12 protein-coding genes are annotated in these 22,002 nt (G+C 48.7%); 2 read left to right on the forward strand and 10 right to left on the reverse strand.

The annotated features are described in order from the left end of the window. Position 1 precedes the first annotated feature (1 nt). The 3 genes from MHI15_RS21740 to MHI15_RS21750 all read right to left on the reverse strand — a co-directional run bounded on the left by MHI15_RS21740 (position 2) and on the right by MHI15_RS21750 (position 5,920). Positions 2 to 1,099 (reverse strand): hypothetical protein, encoded by a 1,098-nt coding sequence (locus MHI15_RS21740; RefSeq protein ID WP_341164851.1) that lies wholly within the window; start codon positions 1,097 to 1,099, stop codon positions 2 to 4. 417 nt (positions 1,100 to 1,516) lie between these two features. Then, on the reverse strand, positions 1,517 to 3,682 hold the full coding sequence (locus MHI15_RS21745; RefSeq protein ID WP_341164852.1) for a GH92 family glycosyl hydrolase: 2,166 nt from the start codon (positions 3,680 to 3,682) through the stop codon (positions 1,517 to 1,519). A 63-nt stretch (positions 3,683 to 3,745) separates the two neighbouring features. Further along, a complete protein-coding gene (locus MHI15_RS21750) occupies positions 3,746 to 5,920 on the reverse strand; it encodes a beta-galactosidase (RefSeq protein ID WP_341164853.1) in 2,175 nt (724 codons plus the stop codon). A 270-nt stretch (positions 5,921 to 6,190) separates the two neighbouring features. On the opposite strand from MHI15_RS21750, the gene MHI15_RS21755 reads away from it, so the two are divergent. Both MHI15_RS21755 and MHI15_RS21760 read left to right on the forward strand, forming a co-directional pair. Next, positions 6,191 to 7,474, forward strand: coding sequence for a response regulator (locus MHI15_RS21755; RefSeq protein ID WP_341164854.1), 1,284 nt, complete (start codon positions 6,191 to 6,193; stop codon positions 7,472 to 7,474). Then, the gene (locus tag MHI15_RS21760) at positions 7,467 to 9,233 is read left to right on the forward strand and encodes a cache domain-containing sensor histidine kinase (RefSeq protein ID WP_170914192.1); all 1,767 of its coding nucleotides are present in this window, start codon (positions 7,467 to 7,469) and stop codon (positions 9,231 to 9,233) included. Before MHI15_RS21755 ends, MHI15_RS21760 begins: the two co-directional genes overlap by 8 nt. Positions 9,234 to 9,589: 356 nt before the next feature. On the opposite strand, the gene MHI15_RS21765 is transcribed toward MHI15_RS21760, so the two are convergent. The 7 genes from MHI15_RS21765 to MHI15_RS21795 all read right to left on the reverse strand — a co-directional run bounded on the left by MHI15_RS21765 (position 9,590) and on the right by MHI15_RS21795 (position 21,607). Then, entirely contained in the window at positions 9,590 to 10,630 is a 1,041-nt protein-coding gene (locus tag MHI15_RS21765; RefSeq protein ID WP_280752977.1) for a hypothetical protein, read from the reverse strand. A 60-nt stretch (positions 10,631 to 10,690) separates the two neighbouring features. Then, entirely contained in the window at positions 10,691 to 13,153 is a 2,463-nt protein-coding gene (locus tag MHI15_RS21770; RefSeq protein WP_341164855.1) for an alpha-L-rhamnosidase-related protein, read from the reverse strand. Between the two features lie 101 nt (positions 13,154 to 13,254). Beyond that, positions 13,255 to 14,685, reverse strand: coding sequence for an ABC transporter substrate-binding protein (locus MHI15_RS21775; RefSeq protein ID WP_081383668.1), 1,431 nt, complete (start codon positions 14,683 to 14,685; stop codon positions 13,255 to 13,257). Between the two features lie 142 nt (positions 14,686 to 14,827). Further along, complete coding sequence (locus MHI15_RS21780; protein ID WP_051490964.1) at positions 14,828 to 15,712, reverse strand: carbohydrate ABC transporter permease; 885 nt, start codon at positions 15,710 to 15,712, stop codon at positions 14,828 to 14,830. A gap of 5 nt (positions 15,713 to 15,717) precedes the next feature. Beyond that, complete coding sequence (locus MHI15_RS21785; RefSeq protein ID WP_036677455.1) at positions 15,718 to 16,617, reverse strand: carbohydrate ABC transporter permease; 900 nt, start codon at positions 16,615 to 16,617, stop codon at positions 15,718 to 15,720. A 243-nt stretch (positions 16,618 to 16,860) separates the two neighbouring features. Next, positions 16,861 to 18,966: a hypothetical protein gene (locus tag MHI15_RS21790; protein WP_341164856.1), complete on the reverse strand. Its 2,106-nt coding sequence runs from the start codon at positions 18,964 to 18,966 to the stop codon at positions 16,861 to 16,863. Continuing rightward, positions 18,959 to 21,607 carry a glycoside hydrolase family 2 protein gene (locus MHI15_RS21795; RefSeq protein WP_341164857.1) on the reverse strand — a complete coding sequence of 883 codons (2,649 nt, stop codon included), beginning with the start codon at positions 21,605 to 21,607 and terminating at the stop codon, positions 18,959 to 18,961. The genes MHI15_RS21790 and MHI15_RS21795 overlap by 8 nt, the downstream gene beginning before the upstream one ends. Positions 21,608 to 22,002 lie beyond the last annotated feature (395 nt).

A 22,002-nucleotide genomic window follows, 5' to 3' on the forward strand; every position in this document is an offset into this window, starting at 1 on the left:
TTTATTGGATGGTATGGTTTGCGAGATCTTCAGCCATCGGGTAATTCCATTCCACGACAGCTTCGGACAGCTTTTCGTCCACAATGGATCTATACTTCTGCTGCGCCAAATTCAGTGCGATGGCATCCTTCACATGATCGAGCGGCTGAACAGCTGCATCATCTGCCGACAGGCAGTAAAGTAGATGGATAGCCCCATTTTCAGTAAACAAACCGCTAAACTCTCCCGGCGCCAGTTGCTCTGCGGTAAGCAATACCTTTGGATTTTCCAAAGCTGCTGTTCGCCGTGAAGCACTTGTTATTTTCACCTCGCCAACGTTTACGCCAAACTCTTTTGCCTGGTCTTGGAAGCCTGTGCCTGAAGAATCTGTTGCTGCTGTCGCTGTTGCTATTGCATGGAGCTTTTCCATTCTTTCTAAGGCTTTTTGCTGATCTTTGTACTCTGTTTCTGGGCCAAAGGGAAGCGTTGCCCATTCCAGACGAATCGTTCCCGGCAGAGAATATTTCGCAATTAGATTTGCTGCATATTCCAATTTCACCTGTTCGTCTGAAATCACGATACTTCCGTTACTGCGCATTGCCTCAATCGTGGCATCCTCAAGGTTGCTCATGTAATAACTGAAATAGGCCTGCGCCTCCAGATGAAGAGGACCATACACCACCTCCTTATTCGCTGCTGCCTGACTCCGCCGATTATTCTCGCGCTCCATCTCCTTGAGAAAACCTTCAAAACTGATATCCGTTACGACTCCTGCTTCTTGAGCAAGCTGTAGCTCCATCCGCTTCGTCAAAAGCTGAGTTTGAGCTGTATTGATCCATTTCTGCATTGGATTTTCGCCGGAATAGTAGGCAGACCAGAAGTCTATTGAATAGTCGGCGTTGTAAGTTTGTTTAAAATAATCAACAATCAGTGCCCGATTCATTTGAAGATGCCAGTTGAACTCCGCTGCTGTGGCCTCCTGCCCGTTAAGGGTCAGAAGCATTTCTTCTGCTTGTGGAGCTTGCAACTTCTTCGCACCAATCAGCAGCAGGCTTCCTGCTAACAGAGCGGTCAGAATAACGATTAGCTGATTTCTTTTGGAATGAAGTTTTAGAGTCATAAGTTATTTCCTCCTCTCTCATCCTCGATGTTAAGCGCTTTCATTCTCTTCGATATTAGACATGTTTACGTTGAAATAACAGGCGGGAAAGCTGCGAAATGGTTTGCCATTTCACGATTTGACCGTAAAGCCCAGTTTTCGCCCTATAAAAAAATGCTGTTGGAGAATAGAGAAGTTACGTATTCGAACGTGGAATGTTGTACAATGTGCAAAAATTCAGCGCGTTTGTCGGGAGTGAGCAGCAGCTTGTTGTATATCAAGCATGATTTCCATGCAATTACGGGATCGGAGTGATTTATAGAAAAGTCGATTTGCATTCATCACTGATTCAGTGTGTTCCTCAATTTTTTTTGATTGTAAAATCATCTAATAAAAACAAAGGCAGTCCGGAATTTTCCAGACTGCCTTGCATTGTTCTTAAGACTGATCTGTGCCCGAAAACATACAGAAATTCAAGACTCCACCTTTGACAATCTCATCATGTGACAGAGAGTTGTGCTGCCATAGCGATCCGTTCCAGTGGACGGATTTACTGTACACATTGGCGGGGCTGTTGTTCTCTGCTTCAATGATCCATTGCTGCCCATTTTCAAGCTGAATAGTTACCTTATCAAAAAGCGGGCTGCCGAGCACATATTCAGGAATTCCAGGACTTAAAGGGTACAGGCCGATGGCGCTCCAAATAAACCAAGCACCCATGCTGCCGTTATCTTCGTCGCCGGGTAAACCATCCATCTGGCTGCTGAACAGTTTGGTCATGGTTTTGCGGACCCAATATTGCGTTTTGGACAGCACACCCAGTCTGGCAAATATATAAGGAATGTGGAAGCTCGGCTGATTGCTGATGGCAAACTGCCCCAGATCGGCGGAGGCCATTTCCGACATTTCGTGTATTTCCAAACCATAGGATCCCACTTTAAATACCGGTTCCTCGGTCATCAACTGATCCAGACGCTGGACAAAAGCCTCTTCACCACCCATCAGCCCGGCTAGTCCCGGGAAGTCGTGGGGCACTGCCCAGCTCCCCTGCCAAGCCCCGCCTTCACAAAACGGATTACCCCACTCCAGAGGATCAAATGCTTCCTGCCAAGTACCGTCCTCATTGCGACCTCTCATAAACCCAACTGTTGGATCAAACAGCAGCTTATAATTCTGTGCCCGAGCCATAAAACGCTCATAATCATCCATTTTGCCAAGTGTTTTGGCCATCTGCGCAATACAGAAATCTCCGTATACATAATCCAACGTGTTGCTTACACTTTCATGGAAACGGTCATGCGGCAGATAACCATGCTGCAAGTACAATTCAAGGCCCCTTCTGCCCAGCTTCTCGTCCACTGATGGACGATCTGCATGCTTCAGAAGACCTTCATACAGTACCTCTGTATCAAATCCGCCGATGCCTTTAACCACGGCATCCGCAGCTGCGGCATCAATCAGTGTGCCTGGCATGGCACTGCGCTCCCCTGGTGACAGCCACTTTGGCAGCCAGCCGCTCTCCTTGTATGCCAATGTCCACGCCTGCATAATCTCACCCAATAAAGATGGGAATAAGATACTGTATAAAGGAAGGCTGGTTCGGTATACATCCCACAGCCCGATATCCGAATACATTGGACCCTGGCAGATGCTGCCATTAAAAGGGCTGTAATGGATTTTCTCGTTCTGCTCGTTATATTCATGCCACGTTCTCGGGAACAGGCAGATTCGGTACATGCAGCTGTAAAAGGTGCGGAGGTTCTCTTCATCTGCGCTTTCAGCAACAATGCGCCCCAACCGTTCTTCCCAGCTTGCCTCTGCTCTATTCAAGATCTCTCCGAAGCCGTCTTCCCCAATCTCTCGGTTCAGATTAAGCAGCGCCTGCTCTCCGCTAATAAAGGAAGTCCCGCACTTCACTCCCACTATGCCAGATTCCGGTGCAGCTATTCCTACGTAAGCGCCCAGTCGTTCGCCAGTCCCTTCATGGGTCCCCAGTGGCTGATAATCTCCGTTAAAGATTCCCGACTCCTCCATGTGAAAATCCCTATCGAACTGGAACACGAAATACATCGCGAAATTATCGGGCACCCCGGCGGTATGGCCTCTTGTGTAGCCGGTGATTCTACGTTTATCCGGCTGGAAGGTGAGATGTGACTCACCTTTCAGAGGTGCTATAATAAGCCTGTTCTGCTGCCTCTCAGCGAAAGTTATTCTTATCGCTGCACAACGTTCGGTTGGAGTCAGCTCAAGCCGGGTGCGGTAACGTTGAAGAAACACATCGAAATAGTGAGGGGACACTTGCATCTCTTCCGTTTTGAAGGAAGAAGAACGTGAACCGGGACTGAGGAGCAGTGGACCTGTCTGCGGCAACAGGGTCAGATGCCCATAATCTCCGATCCACGGGCTGGGCTGATGGGTCAGCCGGATGCCCTCTAGGTGGCGATGGCGCGGGTGGAAGAACCAGGTTCCACCTGCTTCATAGGTTTGCGGGCACCAAGCCGCCATACCAAATGGCATCGCTGTAAGTGGCAGTGTATTGCCATGTGAATACCGGAAATCTGACTCCGTTCCCTGTAATGGATTTACATAATCTAACCAACCCAAATAGATACACTCCTTTAGCCAGTTTTCACCGGCTCTATATTCTCCGCTCTTTACTGATACCGGTTAAGATAATCGGAATACTTGAACATCTCCAGCTTCCACCCGCACAGTCAGTTTTGTAGTTGTGGGTTTCAATAGATTCATTGGTTGAATTTCAGCGCTGCCATCATCAAACCACGGTTCGACAGAAGTATAAACAATACCCAGCGTAACGTCAGACTTAACCGCCTTATCCCCTTCATTATGAACATAAAGAAATGCCCCTCGGTCCTGCTCACCTTCCCACTCGGAGAGATCCGCGCGGACACCGCCGCTTGCTTGTACATACGGCTGCAGCTTTAGTTCCTTCTGTAATAGATCCCGCACCAGCTGAAGCGTTCCGGGATGTCCATCCTGCCAGTAGGCAGCCGCAAGCAAGGTACCGAACCATACGGCACGCCCGTTGCCATAAGCGGCGGTAGTCAACACAGGCATGCGGTCCTCGGCAAATTCAGCCAGTACCTTCACATGGCTTTCCAGCTCGATATCCGATTTGTAATAGGATCCGTGCGCCGTATCGTCTGCTGCCGATTCCTCCGCCTTGCTGTGCTCCATAACATTCCGCAACGGAATCGCTGTCCGTGATTCGAACGCAACCTGATGATAGCTGTGATCCAGGTTCTCAGCGGAATGAATCCAAGTCTCACGGACCCCGAACACCTGGTCAAATCCATAACCGGGCACCGTATAGCTGTGGCAGCCATTCTCTGCCTGAAGTGCACCGAACGAGCATTCCGAAATCAAGATCCCGCCCTTTTCCACCCACTGGCGTAGGATGTCACACAGTTTGCGGTTCAAATATAGAGGATAAGGCATCCACAAGCAGTGGTATTGCTCCAGTGTCTTCTCGTTAACATCCGTCTCATGCAGAAATTCAACTTTATAATTGAGCTCATGCAGTAGTTTATGGGCGCCTTGTAAGGAATCGTTGTAGGTGTCCAGATGATCATGTGCCGCAAAGTTAGCAACCTGGTTCTGCGGACTGAACAGAATGGCAATCCCGTCTCCGCGCCGTTTTGCATGCATCAGCTCTTGCTTATTGTTTTGCACCAGCTTATTTAGATGAGCCATATCCTTGTACCATGGGGTTGGACTTCCGTCCAAATATACACTGCCCCATGCAGGGGCCTCCTGTCCCAATATCTCTGGTCTGTACTGCCAGAACAAATATCCCGTGATGCCACGAGCGAGCGGGGTCAGAATATGCCGTTTCATTTCCCGCAGGTCCGGCTGACGCGGCTTCATTGCAGTATTGCCTGGCAAAGCATGAATCTCCGAATTGATAATGGGTTTACCTTTGGCGGCAGAGATCAGTAGATCAGCAGACCAGGCCGAGGACCCAAGGCTATTGCCTGTCAAGTCACAGGGCTCAGCCAGCTTGAAGTCGTCCGAACCCGCTGTAATCATATTAAAGATAGGGGCGGGCACAGTGTGGGCCATAACAGGATGCAAAAGATCCAGTGACTTCACTATATCTACCCGGCTCCGCAGCTCATCCGTTAAAGTACCGGACATGAACAGGCGCCAGTCCACCAGATCATTAAATACGCCTTGTCCACGCGGTGCCTCTACTTCCTCCCAGCTTCCGTAAGTCCGCTGCCATGATTCATTGAGAGCTTCCAAAGTAACATATTTATTTTTTAGCCGTTCTTGGAACACCAACAGCGATTGCTCGCAATAACACACCTGGTTGTCAAAAGACAGCTTGCGCTTGATTCCTGTGGTTAGTTCAGGCTCATTCCATAAATCCCAGACCCAGAGCGCCGGATGATCCTTAAAAGTCTTCACCGTCTCCGCCAGAAACTTTGCCTTTTCTTCGGCGGCAGCTGCATGATGATAACAGGGCCCCGGCGCTCCGCCGATCTGGCGGCAGTTAATCGCCCTTGGTTCCAGAATGGAACCGTCCGCTGTAACCATTTTGGAATCAGGATATTTTTTATAGAACCAGGCCGGCGCCACGTCGAAAATTACATTCAAAATGACCTTCAAACCATTCCTCTGCGCAATATCCATTAGCTCCTGAATATCATCGAAATGATAGGTCCCTTCTTTGGACACACTCGCGCGCCATTGTACCCAATATTTCACACAATTGAAGCCCTGTCCGGCAATATTGCTTAGGTCTTGTTCCCATTGATCACGGAAGGGGGTCGGGGAACGGTAATATTGAAACCCAAATGGAATAAATGAATCTTGCATCTAGTGTACTCCTCCTACAACGTTCAATTTCGATCTCTCTATGTTTATAAAAGCGCTTACTGCTCTTTTACGCTTAAAGTCTATCACAGTGGATTTTGCAAAAGTTAGGATGGAATCCTATGAAACGGTTTGCGAAGCTGTTGAAATGTTTGATCCTTACGCTACGTGGCAGTCACTGCGCAGAGTCACCGGGGAACATACTGCGAAATCGTTTGCGATCCTGACAACCTCAGAAATTATACCTCCTCTTTAAGAGGTTTCATGTTTATAATGGCTGTAAGACATATTAGAAACTACTTCGAGGTGAAGCCAATGTTGAAAGCGCTTGTAGTGGATGACGAATATCTGGTCCGCATGGGCATCACCCAGACCATAGACTGGGCAGAATACAACGTCGAGATCATAGGAGAAGCCAGCAATGGCGAGGAAGGATTGGAGCTTGCCCTACAGCACCGTCCAGATGTGATCATTACCGATATTCGTATGCCGTATATGAACGGTCTTGAGCTCATCGAAAAAATACGGGAACAGGACATGCTCGTAGGGATTGTCGTGCTCAGCGGTTATGACGAATTTCAATATGCGCAGGCTGCTTTGCGTTATGGCGCCTCCACCTATTTGCTAAAGCCCATTAATATAGAAGAACTTGCAAATACAGTTCGAAGCGTCGGGGATGAAATCCTTGGCAAAAAGCAACTCTCCAAGCGGTATTCACAGCTTAATGAGGAATTGGCCTCGATCTCCAAGCAGTTCTGGCAGGATTTGCTGCATGACCAACTGCATGACGAAGAGTTTATTTCAAATAAGATAAAATTACTGGAACTGCAATTGGAACCTGGAAAAGCTATCCTACCGCTGTCCATTACCTTTCCTCCTGATAACGGCCTTCAAGGAAATACTGTAGGCAAAGCGCTGGAGGATGCAGCGGCGACTATTCTGGAAGCGCATTCTTTTGAGCAACTGTGTCTATTCCGGGACAGCCATCTGGAGTGGGTTATGATCCTTCGGACCGGGGAACCAGAGCTGGCCGGAGATTCTGCACGAAAATTGGGCAAACAACTATCTGAATGGAGCCAACAGCACTTCGGCCAGGCCTTAAGCGTCGGCATAGGTAAACCTGCGGGAGAATGGAACGGGATCGTAGATTCATACCGGCAGGCTGTACTTGCTGCGCAGCGTGCCCTTTCTGGCATTGAACGTGTGCTGTATGCTGAAGAAGAGGCTGGGGCTCGGTGCCGGCGTGAAATCAGGGACGCACTCTCTTTTATTCGGGAGCACTATGCCGGAAACATTACCGTTGAGATGGTTGCTGCGGCGGTCTTCGTCAGTCCAACCCATTTGATGCATCTATTCCGTAAAGATCTGAACAAAACCTTTTACGAATGTCTGACGGAATACCGTATCGAGGAGGCCAAACGTATGCTGCGCAATCCGAAGTATCGGGTGTACGAGGTTGGCAATCAGGTCGGCTTCACTGACTCCAAATACTTTAGCCAGATCTTCAAAAAAATGACGGGCATCCCGCCGAGCGAATATGCAAAAACCTATGGGTAAGCGGAGACTAGCCAACCGGATGGATTCCTGGATGAGGCGGTTCAAGATCAAAAGCCGGATTGTTGTTGTTCTGTTAGCAGGACTGTCTCTGCATCTGGTACTGATGCTCGTTATTTTCAATTTTTATTCCTATACCTACCTGCAAAAGGATCTGTACCGCCATGTCGTTCAGACTCAGCGCCAAATTGGGCTTAGCGTGGAGCTCATGGTCGATGACATTCAAATGTTGTTTCTGCGGTTTCTGGTGAACAGTGATATCTACCAAATCATCAATAATGATTCCCTGCCGTCAGCTGATAAGGAATCGCGAATCGGAGCTATCATCGACGGTATGCTGGCCCAGAACGACCTGGTGGGTAACGTGATTATCAGCACCAACGATAATATGCTTTATTCTTACCAGTCTAAGGAGCAGATGCTGGAGGTGCCTGAAGCCCTGTTCATCAAACGAATTCAGGAGAGCAGCATGCCTGTTGTCGGTGAGATCAAACGGGATGGAGAAGGCAATGCGTATATTCCATTCGGCCAGCAGTTCCGCAATTTCAATACAGGGCAAAATATCGGGGTCGTGATCATTTATGTCAGGGAGGCTGCTTTGGCGGACCTGTATTCCTCCAGCTTCACTGGCATCGGCTACTCCTTCCTGACTTCCGACAATCGGATTATTTCTCACCCCGACAAACGGCTCTTGGGCAATTTTTTGGAGGAAAACGCCCCTCTTCGCCCAGGTAAAAAAGAAGGCTATCGTACCTGGTCAGATAACGGAAATTCCTACATCATTGCTACTTATCCTTTGAATCCCCGGTTGGAGACACTTGGGGTCAGCTGGGAATTCACCAGCGTGATTTCCAATCACAAACTGCTCTCGGGAATCGCCAAAGGCAATCAAAATGCGCTTTTGTTCGCCAGCGTTACCTTTATTGTGCTGCTGATTTTTTCCTTCTATCTGGCAGCCAAAATCACCCGTCCACTGCTGAACTTGAAGAAGAAGCTGAGCCTGTTTGGCAAAAAAGATCTGGCCGCTGTTTATGAACAGCGCGGTCAGGTTGATGAGATTTTTCAGCTTGAGAACAGCTACTATCAGATGGTGGAGCGGATCAGCCAATTAATGCTGGAGAAAGATGAGGAGAAAGAAAAGCAACGGAAAGCTGAGCTGACCGCACTTCAATCACAGATCAATCCCCATTTTCTCTACAACACACTGGATGCAATTGCCTGGATTGCCCGACTGAAGAAGCAGCCCGATATCGAACGGCTGATTTCTTCATTAGCTACCTTTTTTCGAATCAGCCTGCATAAAGGCGACAAGTTCGTGACCGTGGACGAAGAAATCCGCTTGGTGCAGAGTTTTGTGACAGTTGAGCAAATGAGGTTTCCGGATAAGTTCGAGATTGAATACGAGATTGAGGAATCGCTGCGCAAGGTTCGCATTCTGAAGCTGATTCTTCAGCCTATTGCAGAGAATGCGATCAAACACGGCATCAGCGAGAAACGCGGGATGGGCCGAATCTGGATTAAAGGCGAATTAGTGGCAGATGAGATTCGCTTCACAGTGACTGATGACGGGGTGGGATTTTCCAACGGTGCGACGCTTAGCCAAGCCAAGGAAGATGTGTTGTTTCAGAGCGGGTATGGACTAAGAAATGTGGACGAACGAATTAAACTGGAATATGGTCCTCAATATGGTTTAAGTATCTCCAGCACACCGGGGCAAGGCACCACAGTTACGATCAACTTGAAGAAGGAACTGCCCAATTAGCGAATTTAGTTTATAAATGCGGACATAACAAAGAAATCGATCCTTTTTGAGTGGGTAGGCGGGACTTCTACTTTGCTTAAAAAGACGATTGAGTAGTGGCAAATTAAAGATACTTTCGAGAATTATAGGTGCTTTAGTTGTATTTAATACAGCTAAAGCACCCTTTTTTTGCAGCGAGCAGAAGTTTAAGTGTATTTGGTACATCTATACGTTCCAATTCTGTTGGCAGCAACTAACTTTCCGAATAATAAGTGTACTGAATACAACTATATCTTACTTCATCCGTTTATTGCCCACGCTAGATGTATGAAATACACTTCGGTTAGCGATTTTCATGATTCAGACTCCATCTTATCTTAGTCTTTCATTGTTGAATTAATCTTCAGGTACAACTGCTTCAGTGGATTAACTATACTGCCGCTAAGCACTGAGATCAGCAGCCAAAACACTATGAACACTACGAGGTTCAGGGCGAGCATTAAATACTTAAACGTTCGCAGCTCTGCATTCATGCCATCTGCTGAGATATAGGTGACAATCCGCTCTGCCGATTCCGGTAGTGGATAGAGCAAAATCAGGCCGTCAGCCGTTTCCCGCTCCAGCAGATCTGCATCACCTCTGCCTGTACTATTTTGATCGATACCCTGTGTCACAGGCTCAGGCAAGGTAGCTTTTTCCGAAGTAACTAGTGCTGCTTTGATCTCCTGCAGGCGCTCCTTCGGGACATCGGCAGCACTCAATAGCTTCCTGTTTCCGGTCAGTAGGTAAACTTCATTTCCCCCGTAGATTGTATTCTCGCCAGATAGGTAGAAGCTGTAAAGCTTGTCAATCTCCACTTCGAGCGAGAGCAGACCGAGGACGTCTCCCATCGAACCCTTAATTTTTACTTCAAGCAACAGACGGTCGCGCAGATCCGAAGGTGCATTCATTAGATGCTCCCGGTTCAGCACCGTCCAGCGCAAAGCCTGCTCTCGGTTATTTAGAAATTGTTCCATCCCTGGTTCTTTTTTGATCTCTGCAAAGGGCAGCAACCCGGAAACATTGCTCGAGGAGTAAGTTCCCCCTGCTTCTCCCCAAATGTAAATGCCGAGAATGTCACTACTGGAAGAACGTATGCCCTCAAGTATCGGAGAGATTGCCCCGTCATATGTTGGTTTTTTCAGCGCATTCTGCACCACCTGGTTGTTGGATATAAGCTTCGAGGTCTCCTCCAGCCAGTTCATGAACAGAAGTGTGTTCTTATGCTGCTGGCCAGTGTACTGAACGGATAGCTGCCGCAGCATGTCAAGGCTTCTATGCTCCATAGTACGGTACAGAATGAAGCTCGAAGCGACAATATAGACAGTAATGAACAACACCAGGACTAGGCGGATATTGCGGCCGAACGATCTGAACATATGACTTCCCCATCCCCCTCCGGTGTATGAATCATGAAAACAAAATCAACTGAAATCAGACTAACAGCTAAGGTGACTAATGTCGATCTCCTTGTAAAAGGAACCCTCATCTGTCTCATGCACTTCATGATTAGGCAGAATTATTGTAATTGCCGATCCGGCTTGCCAAAAAGCTTTCATGTGGAAGATCTCCTGTCCTGTTACTGAACGGATCTCCCATTTGATGTTTATTGGGCCGATACTTGTACTTACGGTTCCGCTGGCCTGCCGCAGTTCTCCATAGTGGGGCTTTATAGTTATTCCCTCTATTCCTTGTTGGACACCCAATATCCCTCTGGTGAACTCAGTGATCGGCAGTGCGCTCCATGCGTGGCAGTCACTTCTGGTGCCGGTTGAATCTATTTCTGGAAGTGTAGTGAGATTAAGCTCCAACTGCTTCAACCACCGTGTCCATAGTCCGAACGAGCGGTCATACATTCCGCATTTCTCTAGCGCGCGGAATAGATAGTAGCTCATCGGCAACGAAAGCTTAGCCAGTGATGTGTCTGTTAACGTTGACTCCAGCAGTGCCGCCCCTTCTACAACATCCACTGTGCCCGCCAAAACCGCCCAGACCTGCGTGTGCTGGCTATGCTGCGTTCCCGCAGATGCCTCCGAACTGTCGCGGAACAGCAGACTGTTCGTTAGCCGGCAGCAATCCATTACCGCAGCGTTGACCGCCGCTTTGCGTTGACGCAGTTCACCAGCAATCTGTGTCCAACCGCTGGCTGCAAGCAATTCAGCCGCTTGCTCCAGCGCGGCTGAATACATCAGGCTCAGTACGGTTGCGGGTGCATCATCCGTACAATCCGGTGCGCCGAGCGGCCATTCCTCCACCCAATCGAAGTAATTCCAATATTGGCGGGGCGTTCTGTCCACCAGACCCTCCGGAGTCAGATGTTGATCGAACCAGTCCAGCACAGATAACAGCGCTAACCGGTACTGATTCACCAAGGCCATATCCCCGAAGGATCTGTAGTGGTCATGAATCATTCCGATCCAATATAGGGAGAAGGAAGGAATGACCTGCGGCAGCACAGAGGGATAGCGACTTTGCAGCATCCCGTTTGGTAGCTGAGAGGCCTTATAATCTTCCATAGCTCTCCGCGCTAACCGGTCGTCCCCTGATAATAGGTACGTAAACTCCATCATCAGTTTGGTATCCATGGTATACTGCAGCTGTTCATAATACGGAGTATCCTCGTAGGTCTCATGCATGCAGCGCTGAAGTGTTCGTACACTGAGCTCCCATAGTTGGTTATATTGTTCATCGGAGCAGTGAAAGTTTCCTTCCGGCTGCAGTGGATATCCGGTCTCCCTATAGCTAAAGCTGGAAATCGTTAGAGGCTCGACACCAGCCTGCACTTCCAGCCGTACATAGCGGAAAGTACGAAACCAGAACGGTTCGTAGATTTCCATCCGCGCAGAGATGCCGTAACCTGCCGGGTGATAGCTATCGTAGCCCCCTCTTAATACATGTTCCTTCGTATTATCGCGGACAGCTTTGCGGCGAATCTCATCATCCCCCGTTTCTTCTTCATAACACTCAGCGCATAGTAGGGTAATCCGGCTACCTTTGCCTCCAAGAAGTCTAAGCTGCAAATACCCTGTGGTTAGCTCGCCAGCATCCAACTCCAACCAAAAATGTTGCCCTGCTTCTATTGTTATTCCAGCGGAAGGCAGTACTACGTTGGGTGAAGCGCCGCCATCTCCATTTCGCAGCTCCAGACTATGCCCTTCCTCAAAAAAGGCTTGCCCTACCCCGCTACTGCTGCGCATTAGCTTCAGAAAAAATTGCTCCCGCTCATACAACAGCGGAATCGGACGTCGGGCCAGCTGCCAAGGGGTTAATTGGCCATATTCATCCCGCACCGGTTGCACAATTCCGGTAGCAAGCCAGGCACTGTCATCATATTCGGGCAGTGTCCAATCCAGCAGCGCTGCGTCACCCTCCACTTCTTCCAGTCCACCCATCCAGCGTATGATCGGAAACTGCTGGAGCTTATAGCTGCGATCCTTAATACTTTTCCATGAGCTATCCGTATTTAGCTCCTGTACTAGCTGCCCGCCTTGTGTAACTGCCGCTTCCACAAGCAGACCGCCTTTTTGCGAGCGCCAGACGGACAAAGGTCCGTCTTCACCCAGTTCAAAGGGCGTAGTCCCTGCATAATGAACGACCATAACAGCAAGCACATTTAAACCTGGTTGTAGAACATTGTCCAGACTGAATTCTTCATAATACTGTATATGACCATGTCCTTTACAAGGACCGGCCCATAAACGCTGCCCATTGACGAACAGCCTGTAGCGGCTGTCTGCGGTAATGGCCAAATCCAGGGTGCAGGTCTTTCCGATACCAGCTGGCAGTTCGAACACTCTGCGAAAGTACGCACGCTCGTGCTGCTGTTCCCTATCCGCTGATCCTTGCTCCTCCTGCGGCCAGATCCAGCGTGCTCCCCAGTCTCCCCATTCTTTTGCTGCCATGTTATGCATATCTCCTTTATCTCATTTAAGTAGTTAAGGCAATCTACGCAGAAACGGCATCGCCGCCCTTCAGAAGGACGACGTCGCCGTTGGTCTGCGTTTTATTTAACCTTATCGAGATAATCACGTTGGAATTCTTCGGCAGCCCTATCCAAGATCTGTTGCGGATCTGCGTTCTTGTCCGTCAGTACGGTTTGCAGTACGATATCCAGCTTTTGGTACAATTCCTGTGCGTTGACTGGTTCTTCCGCCCGCATGCCTTTGCTGCCATTGTCCATATAATCACGGAACAAATCCAGATTGACGTTGTTGTATTTGTCGAGAATCTTTTGTTCTTCTCCAATCCGTTTCTCATCAGTCCAAATCCGCAGCCCGTAAGGCCCTACGATCAGCCCTTGATCGCTCAGTGTCTTCTTCTCAATATCCCAACCGGTCAGTGCCTCTTCAGAGGACTCTGGTGTAAATCCGTAGGTTTTTAGCCATTTGAATCCGGCATCAATCTGCTCAGGTGTTACATTAGGCGAGAACATATATAGGCCGCCACCGAGCAGGGTTACAGGTTTCCCGATTGGTCCTACTGGAAGCGCGGACATTGCCACATTGTCCTTGGACATCTTAGTCTGTTGCTGGATGACCGGTGACCAGTCATTCGTGCCGAAGCTCATAGCGACCTGATCGGTTCCGAACAAGCGGAACATATCGTTCGTAACATCGACCAGATTGTTGTCGGGCAGTACATCATATTTCCATTTTAAGTCCTTCACATATTGCAGGGCCGCTGCTGCTTCAGGCGAATTGAACACCGCCTGCCATTTCCCGTCTACCTGTTTTTCAAATTCTGCTCCGTATGCCCAGGCAATGTTCATGAACATCCAACCGCCTTGACCACTTTTTGTAGGCAAGAACATTCCGGCTTTACCGGTCTTTTGTTTAATAATCTGCGCAGTTTCTGCTAGCTCTTCATATGTTTTAGGAAATTTAGGAATCCCCTTGTCGTCCAGCAGTCCAGCCTCCTTGAAAAGATTCATATTGTAGAGCATACCGATGACGTATCCGTCCTTCGGAATCCCATAATACTTGTCGTCCTTGGTAACCATTTTCAGCAGATCTGGATTGATCGCCTTGTCGTAGCCATATTTTTTCATCGTATCCGTTATGTCAGCCGCGTAATTTGCCTTGATGATTTTGCTTGTTTCTGTAAAAAAGGTTTCGTATACCGTCGGAAGCTGGCCGCTGGCCGCTTTTGGCAGGAATGAGCTGACATCATAACCCCATTCATCTTTGTCCACAATAATTTCCGGATAATTGGCTTTCATCTTCGCCATGACCTGCTCATACTGGGCGATTTTGGCTTCCTCATTCGGCTTTGGCCAGTTACTGACCTTGATCGTCACCTGTTGATTGCCCGCTGTCTCCGTCTTTCCTCCGGCATTCTTCTCATTGGAGCCGCCTCCGCAGCCAGCCAGTCCGGCAGAAAAAAGCAGCGTAAGTGCCAGTGTAGCTGTCAGGTTCTTGGTGTGTCCTTTTTTCAATGTAATTCCCCCTAGTCTTATTGTTAAAGCATTCTTCGCAACATGTAAAGCGCTTTCTTTTTGAATCTGAAATCATCTTAACATGCACCTTCTGCAGCACCCTACGGGGCAAAACTGTGAAATGGTTTGTGATCGGGTGATGTTACCCTTTAATACTGCCGCCGAAGGATTGCCCGTTCATAATGTACTTTTGGAAAAAAATAAACAGGATAATCGGCGGCAGAATCGCAAACGTCAACGCAATAAACTGTATGTCCTGCGGCAATGTCGCCTTCAGATTGTAAATAGCCACAATGACCGACCAGGTCGATTTATCCTTCAGCACCATAAAGGGCCAGAAGAAGTCCTGCCAGACACTGTTCATCGTAAGGATTGTAATTGTAGCCATAACTGGTCCGCTGAGCGGGAGAATGACTCGAATAAAAATACCGATGGTGCTCGCTCCGTCAATTTTGGCTGCTTCCAGCAGCGCTTGTGGGATGGTATCGAAAAAGTTTTTGAAGATCAGAATTACCACCGGATTCACAGCAGCCATAAACCACATCGGCCAGTAAGTATTGGTCAGGTTCAAGTGCAACAGCGGAAAATCAATCAGATTCTTAAACAGCGGCACCATGCCCACTGTATTCGGCACCATCATGGTCCACACGATCAGGGCAAACAGCAGGGCACTGCCCCGCGGCTTTAGCTTGGAGAAGAAATATCCGGCCAGTCCGTTAAAAGTAAGGCAGAACAGTACAGAACCTGCGGCCAGATAAGCCGTATTCAGATAATAACTGAGGAAGTTAAACTCCTGCCAGGTCTCCCATAGCTTGCCAACATTGAACGAGCGGGGGATCAGGGTGGGCGGGATTGCATAAAACTCTTTGATGTCCTTCAGACTTGAGACCATAATCCAGACCGGAGGCAAAATACAGACAGCGGCCAGCACAATCATCAGAATGAACATGCACCAATACAGCAGGCGCACCCAAGGTGATCTGTATTCTATATTGCCGATAATGCCATATGCTTCTTTAGTTTTCATAGCTTCTACTCCCTGTTCAATTTCTTATCCAGCCGGAAATAAATAATGGTAAGCACCATCAGGACTAGAAAAGTAATAACCCCGAGCGCCATTGAATGGCCTGCTTCAAAACTCCGGAACGCATAATAATAGCTTTGCAGCATCAAGGTCATTGAGGCATTGTTCGGTCCACCCTCAGTCATTACCAGGGGTTCATTGAAGATCTGGAATACACCGCTGATCTGCAAAATCATCATCAGTCCGATCATGCTAGAGATTTGCGGAATGGTGATACTTTTGAATCTCCGCCATACATTCGCACCGTCAATCGAGGCTGCTTCGTACAGATCATGATTAATACTCTGTAGACTTGCCAGATAAAGCAGCACTGTTCCCCCGAAATTTCGCCAGGTAATCGTGAAGATAATCAGCATTATCGTCATTTGCGGATCCTGAAGCCATTGCTGCACCGGAAATCCCATGGCACTCAGCATAATATTCAGCACGCCACCCTTTCCGGGCTCAAACAAAAACATCCATAACATCGAAGCGGCAATGCCGGGAACCATACTCGGAAAAAAGACCGAAAAGCGAAAAAATGACTTCCCATGTCTCAATTCATTAATCACGACAGCGACAATAATGGGTACGGCAAAACCGATCAGTAGTGACCAGAACACATACACAAAAGAGTTGGTCAATGTCTGTTGAAACGCCGAGTTCTGTATAACATCCTTGTAATTCTGCAGTCCGGCGAAACTTACGGCATTATAACCCTCAGTATTGAAAAAAGAGAGCACAATGCCCTTCACGAGCGGCTGCCAGGAAAAAAAGAAAAAGGCAAACAGTGTGGGTACAATTAATATCCAGGATGACCAATCTTTGAATAAACGCCGTACAGGATAACCTTTCTTTTTCTCTGTCATTAAAGGATTTAGTTCACTGGTTTTTCCAATCATGCTCCTGTCCTTCCTTCCTCCCGGAATCAAGCTTTAATCCGGTCAGGCGTTGTATAGTTGTTATACCTAAATGATAGCGCTTCCTACTGAGCGCCGAAATCCGGTAACCCTGCGAAAGCGTTTGTAAAGCTACTTATTTGTTGGCAAAAAAAAGCAGTGCACGCACCGGAATGGCCGCACACCACTTATGTTCATGTTATGGTGAATCGTTTAGGCCTCACTTAACCCTGCGCTGATGCAGAGGACGGCCGCTTCCGCCCGAAACGCTTCGCTCGCCGGATTGGGCTGCTCCTCCAAAATACGAAGCACCGACTGAGGCTCTACGCCGGGCTGTGGCACACGGGAGGGAGAAACTACGCTCCACTTCTGCTCACCCTTGAGCCTGTATGACAGCTCATAAAGATAAAAGCCCGCATGTTGTCCGTCAGTGAGCTGGCTTACGCCATCCTGCCACGAGCAGAGTTCAAGCGGATGCTGTTTGTCCGGCAATACACCGGACGCCAGTGTGATGCGCTCATTTCGAACTACCTGCTGCTTCTGTTCCCAAGCCTGCTGATCTAGGATTCCCAGATCCAGGCGGTATTCCATTCCCGGCTCTCCATAAAGAGTCCAAGCCACAGGGCTACCCACCGCTACGAACTTAGGTGCTTCCAGAAAAACGGGTTGATGAGTTGGGACAAAACGTTCGGTCTGCTCCCACTCTCCCGCAGCCGGACTGTGTCTGCGATAATGCACCGTGCCCGTGAATTCGAGCTCCTGTTCCTGTAGCAGAGCTATTAGACATAGAGTAGCTTGCTCGTAAAGATCCGTGCAGTTGTTATGGCCGAAGCGGTATCCGATCTCATGGCGAAGCGGTATCCCGCGACTCCGAACCAAAGCCGCGAAGGAAAAGCTGAAGCGGCTAAGGGTAAAGGCATCATGCGTGCCATGGTTAATCAGCAGCTTTGTGCCACTCGCTTTAAGACCCTCCAGAAAAAATTCGGATTCCAGTCCGGTCGTTTCCTTTAGACTTGCAGAGTCAATAGTTCCCGTCAGAGTCTGTAGCAGAGTCTCGATTCCCGTGCTGCCGTTCTGTGGATGCTGCCAATCTTTCTTCCAGATTTCCCGGTAACCGGTGTCTACTTCCGCCACATGCCAGATCAGTGGGCAAGCTCCTTCGGCAAACTCACGGGTGAGCCCGTTCAGAATCAACGGCGGTGCATAACACAGTGTGTAGCGCACCCGATAGGGTAAGCAAAGCGGATTGCCTCCAGCCAGCAGCGCAGTTAAGCCGCCGCGCGAACCACCTACAGCCACTACTTGCTCTGCATCACCGCCATAACTTTCTTGACCTCTGGTAATTGCCGCCCCAATGCCAGCATAGATGGAGCCTTGCAAGGAACGGCTGCCGATATATCCTCCTCCGTTCCACAGAATGCCGACAACGCCTTTGCCGGTGCTGGCCAGAGTCTTGCCGATGATTTCCAGAAATGAGGGACCTACCGTGCTGAAGGTATTCTCATTGGCATCATAATAACCATTGAACAACAGTGGATATCCCTTAACATTTGCCGCACTCCAAAAGGGCGGCAGAATATAGGAAGCAAGGCTATGCTGGTCATTCTCTGTAACTAGCAGACTGCCGCTGATGAGCTGAAATACAGGCGCATTGCTTAAAAGTGCAGCATTGTCTGTGGATGCATTGCGGAAAACCACCGGAAATCCGAAGGTCTTAAGGATGCGGTCGCTCAGGGAAACTGCAACTAGATCATCTACAGCATAGAGACTGTAGCGGTCACCGATATAATGCTCGAATTGCGGAGTTTTAAGATTCTTATTCCCCTCGTTGCCTCCGAACAGCTGATGATCTTCCGTATTGTATACATAAGGGCTATCTGGGTCGCTATTGTAGAGCCGTGCATGCTCGGAAACAACCTTTTCCCCGGCTTCGTCCATCCGCAATGTCCCTATGCCATCTGTTCCGCCATAACGGAAGCCTCCTTTTCCCTCAGCAACGCTATTATCCCAGTGAGACACTACAGGAAGCATATTGGTCAGCAAAGGACTGACTAATACAAATACCCCCTCCCCTTTCTCGGAGATCCCTTCTGCTGCTTCAGCTTCAACAGTGTCTTCATGGAGGGTTGACCAATTCGCTTTCTGATAAGCTACTTCGCCGCCTCGCAAGCAAGCAAGCAGCAGTGGAGCGTTGTGCAGCCTTAAGTAATCAGCCACTGCTCTGCTAACAGGTATAGCGACAGGTGTAGATCCCTCGGCTTGAATAAACCGACTTAGCGGAACATATGCCTCCGGTATAAAACACAATGTTTTACTCATGATTTTTTTCTCCTCCATCCTCTATCATTCTGCTCTGTGCTGTTAGGAACGACATGAATCTAATTTCTGGCAAGCCATCTGTGATCCTATAATTTTCCCCAGACAGGAATCCTCCTGAGAGTTTAGGAGTGCAAGTAACCGTTACTGTTTTGGTCTCACCCGGAAAGAGGGTATGGAACTGCTCATCCGCTTCCATCCAGTAGCGGTCTCCCCTTTCCTCTGCATGGATATGCAGTAAAACTTCACTACCGGTATTTTGGACTGTAAAACGGGCCTGCTGGCTCTTCTCCTGAGCACCCGTCGGCTGCCATAAACTCTCCTGACGCACCTCAAGATTGCCTCCTGTAAGTGCAAGCGCGGGAGCATATGGATGCTTTTTATTAGTAGAGAATACATATAAATTCTGCTGTGGTGCTTCATCGCCGTCCTGGTAGGACAATCTGACGAAATATAAAGCATCCTCATGCTCTGGCACGTTGAAATTCAGCACCCCAGCGCCGACAGCCTGATCGTTGTTTCCCTCTGCCTCAAATGATTGCTGATAGATGCACCGTCCGACTGCATCGAAGACTTCCGCGTCGACTTCTACCTTGCGTCCATTTCCTCCATGCACGTATACATCTCCCTGAAATCCGGTGCTTGGTGTAAGCAGTAGACTGCGGTAGTCCAGCGAAACATGTAGCGGACGGAAGGCAGATTTCACCCAATGGTAGGCCATCTTCGTTTCACCGTAATAATCGACAAGGTTAGTGCAGGACACATTCGGCCACGGCTCGTTGAATTGCCAGACAATGCTGCCGCTGTTTCGGAACTTACGGCGGCGGTTAGCCTCCAGCACGAACCGGATTCCTTCCGCCTGTATCCACTGGCTGCAGGCAGAGAACTGCTCCAAATCTGTCATGCTGCCGAACATTTCTTCTTCACGGCTCAGCGTATCCCACCACTCCCCGTGATGTCTCCATATCGCGTTGTTCTCCATAGAAACCGGTCGCCGGTTGGTCTCACTCAGAAATTTCTCCAGACTTTTGAGAGAACTCAGACCGTCCACCCCAAATTCGCTGTGCAGCAGATTATCGTTGCTGCCATATAACTCGTAGTGATAAGGGTTTCCCATATACTTCCAGTAACCGTGCACATCATGCCCCTGACCTTTTGCATCCGTAATATATTCTACCGGGCCGGAAGCTGAGGTCGGTAGGAAGAGTCGCTGCGGATCATACTGTTCTACCAGTTCTTTCAACATCGCCAGATTGGAATCGCTGCTGTCGGAAGGCTTATTCGGCTCACTCATTAATTCATTGCCGCCGCTCCATACCGTTAGCGATACATGATTGCGTTTGTCACAGAGCGCTGTGCAGGCAGTCTTGTGAAGCAGCTCCAAAAACTCCGGCTGCTTCGAAGGGATATTGTCAATACCTGAACTGGACTGAATGAACTCCTGCCAGACCATAATGCCGTTTACATCACATAAGTCGTAAAAAGCCTTTTTCTCAATGATTCCACCGCCCCATACCCGAACGAGATTAATATGAGCTGCTTTCATCAGACGAATCATCAGTTGATATTGTTCAACCGTTACATTCCCGTAGAGATGGTCCAGAGGGGTCATATTTACCCCTTTCATATAGATCTTGCTTCCGTTAATCACCACTGTATATGGTAGGGCGTTGTCTGGACTGTCTACATTGTGGATATAATCGAGCTTGCGAATGCCCGTTTGAAAGCTCTGGGTATCCAACTCCGTTCCAGCTTCATCCAGTAGCTTTAGTTCAAGATTGTACAGTGGCTGCTTTCCATAACCGTTTGGGTACCATAACTCAGGTTCGGGTATTTCCAGCTCCGCGTTCAGAAGCTCTCCAGCTCGAACTGGTCGCGATTGAACCAGCAGCAGATTCCCCTCCGGATCAGCACAGGTGATGCACGCTGTCAGTGTCCCATCATCTTCAGAGCCAGCCATTCGCTTGATTCCTGCTTGAATGGTGATTCGACCAGACGAGATCTGATTTCTATCGTTCTCGCCAAACTCCGCATCTGTAGTGATCGACACATCATCCCAAGAGCACTGTTGATGTACCCTCAATACCACATCATCCCAAATTCCGACATTGACCAACCGGGTAGAGAAATCCCATTTATAATTAAAACGGCTCTTCTGCGTGAAGGTAGCCGAGGTTTTGCCGATTTGCCCCATTTCATCTGGCGCCTGCTTCAACAGCACTGAAATTTCAAGGCTTTCCCGCCCGGAGAGCAGGTCTGTAACATCAAATACAGCCGGCTCGAACATACCTTTATGTTCACCCAACAGTAAATGATCAGCGTATACCGAGGCTTCATAGTCCAGTCCCTGAAAGACCAGTTCAACTCTGGCTGCTCTCAGCTCAGGCTGCTTCAAGGTCGTACGGTAAACCCACCAGCGGTTCTCCACCCATTCACAACTCAGGCTATTTAACTCTTGATAAGGGTTGGTAATCCAGCCCTGTCTGAAGAGATCATAGTGAACTCCACCCGGCACAGTGGCAGGCATCCAGTCCGTAACCCCCATCAATTCCTGTCCCAGCTCCATACTGGTGCCCTTTAGCGGAACCCAGGGCCAATACCCTTTGACTTCCCACTTCAAATCGTTCAATAGAATTTCATTCATGTCTTCTCCCGTTCCCCCAAACCCTGCTAAATTTGGCGCTGTTCCTGACGATGAGCGGCTCTGGCGCCATTCGTTAATGCGCTTACAACTTTAGGTGTGCAGCTTCATTACCAATGATAGCACCGGGTTAATGTTTTCAAAGGTCTCCAACCCTGTGAAATCGTTTGTAAAACTGCTCAGTTGCTGATAAACACAAACAACCCCTCTAGGCTGGAGTGAGGGTTATCAGCAATCATCTATAGAGGTGACTTTTTAAGGCTTGTTTTGTTTCGGAGCCTCTGACTCCCGTGCTTTACCAATACGTGTAATACGTCGAACGCGAAAAAAGGAGTTCCCTTCAGCCGCGAAAGGCTGCTTGGTGAACTCCTTTACTTTTTGTTCGATAGAAGTTTTAA

Origin of the sequence: Paenibacillus sp. FSL H7-0918 (genome assembly GCF_038007025.1) — a bacterium.
Lineage (GTDB): Bacteria > Bacillota > Bacilli > Paenibacillales > Paenibacillaceae > Paenibacillus_AQ > Paenibacillus_AQ odorifer.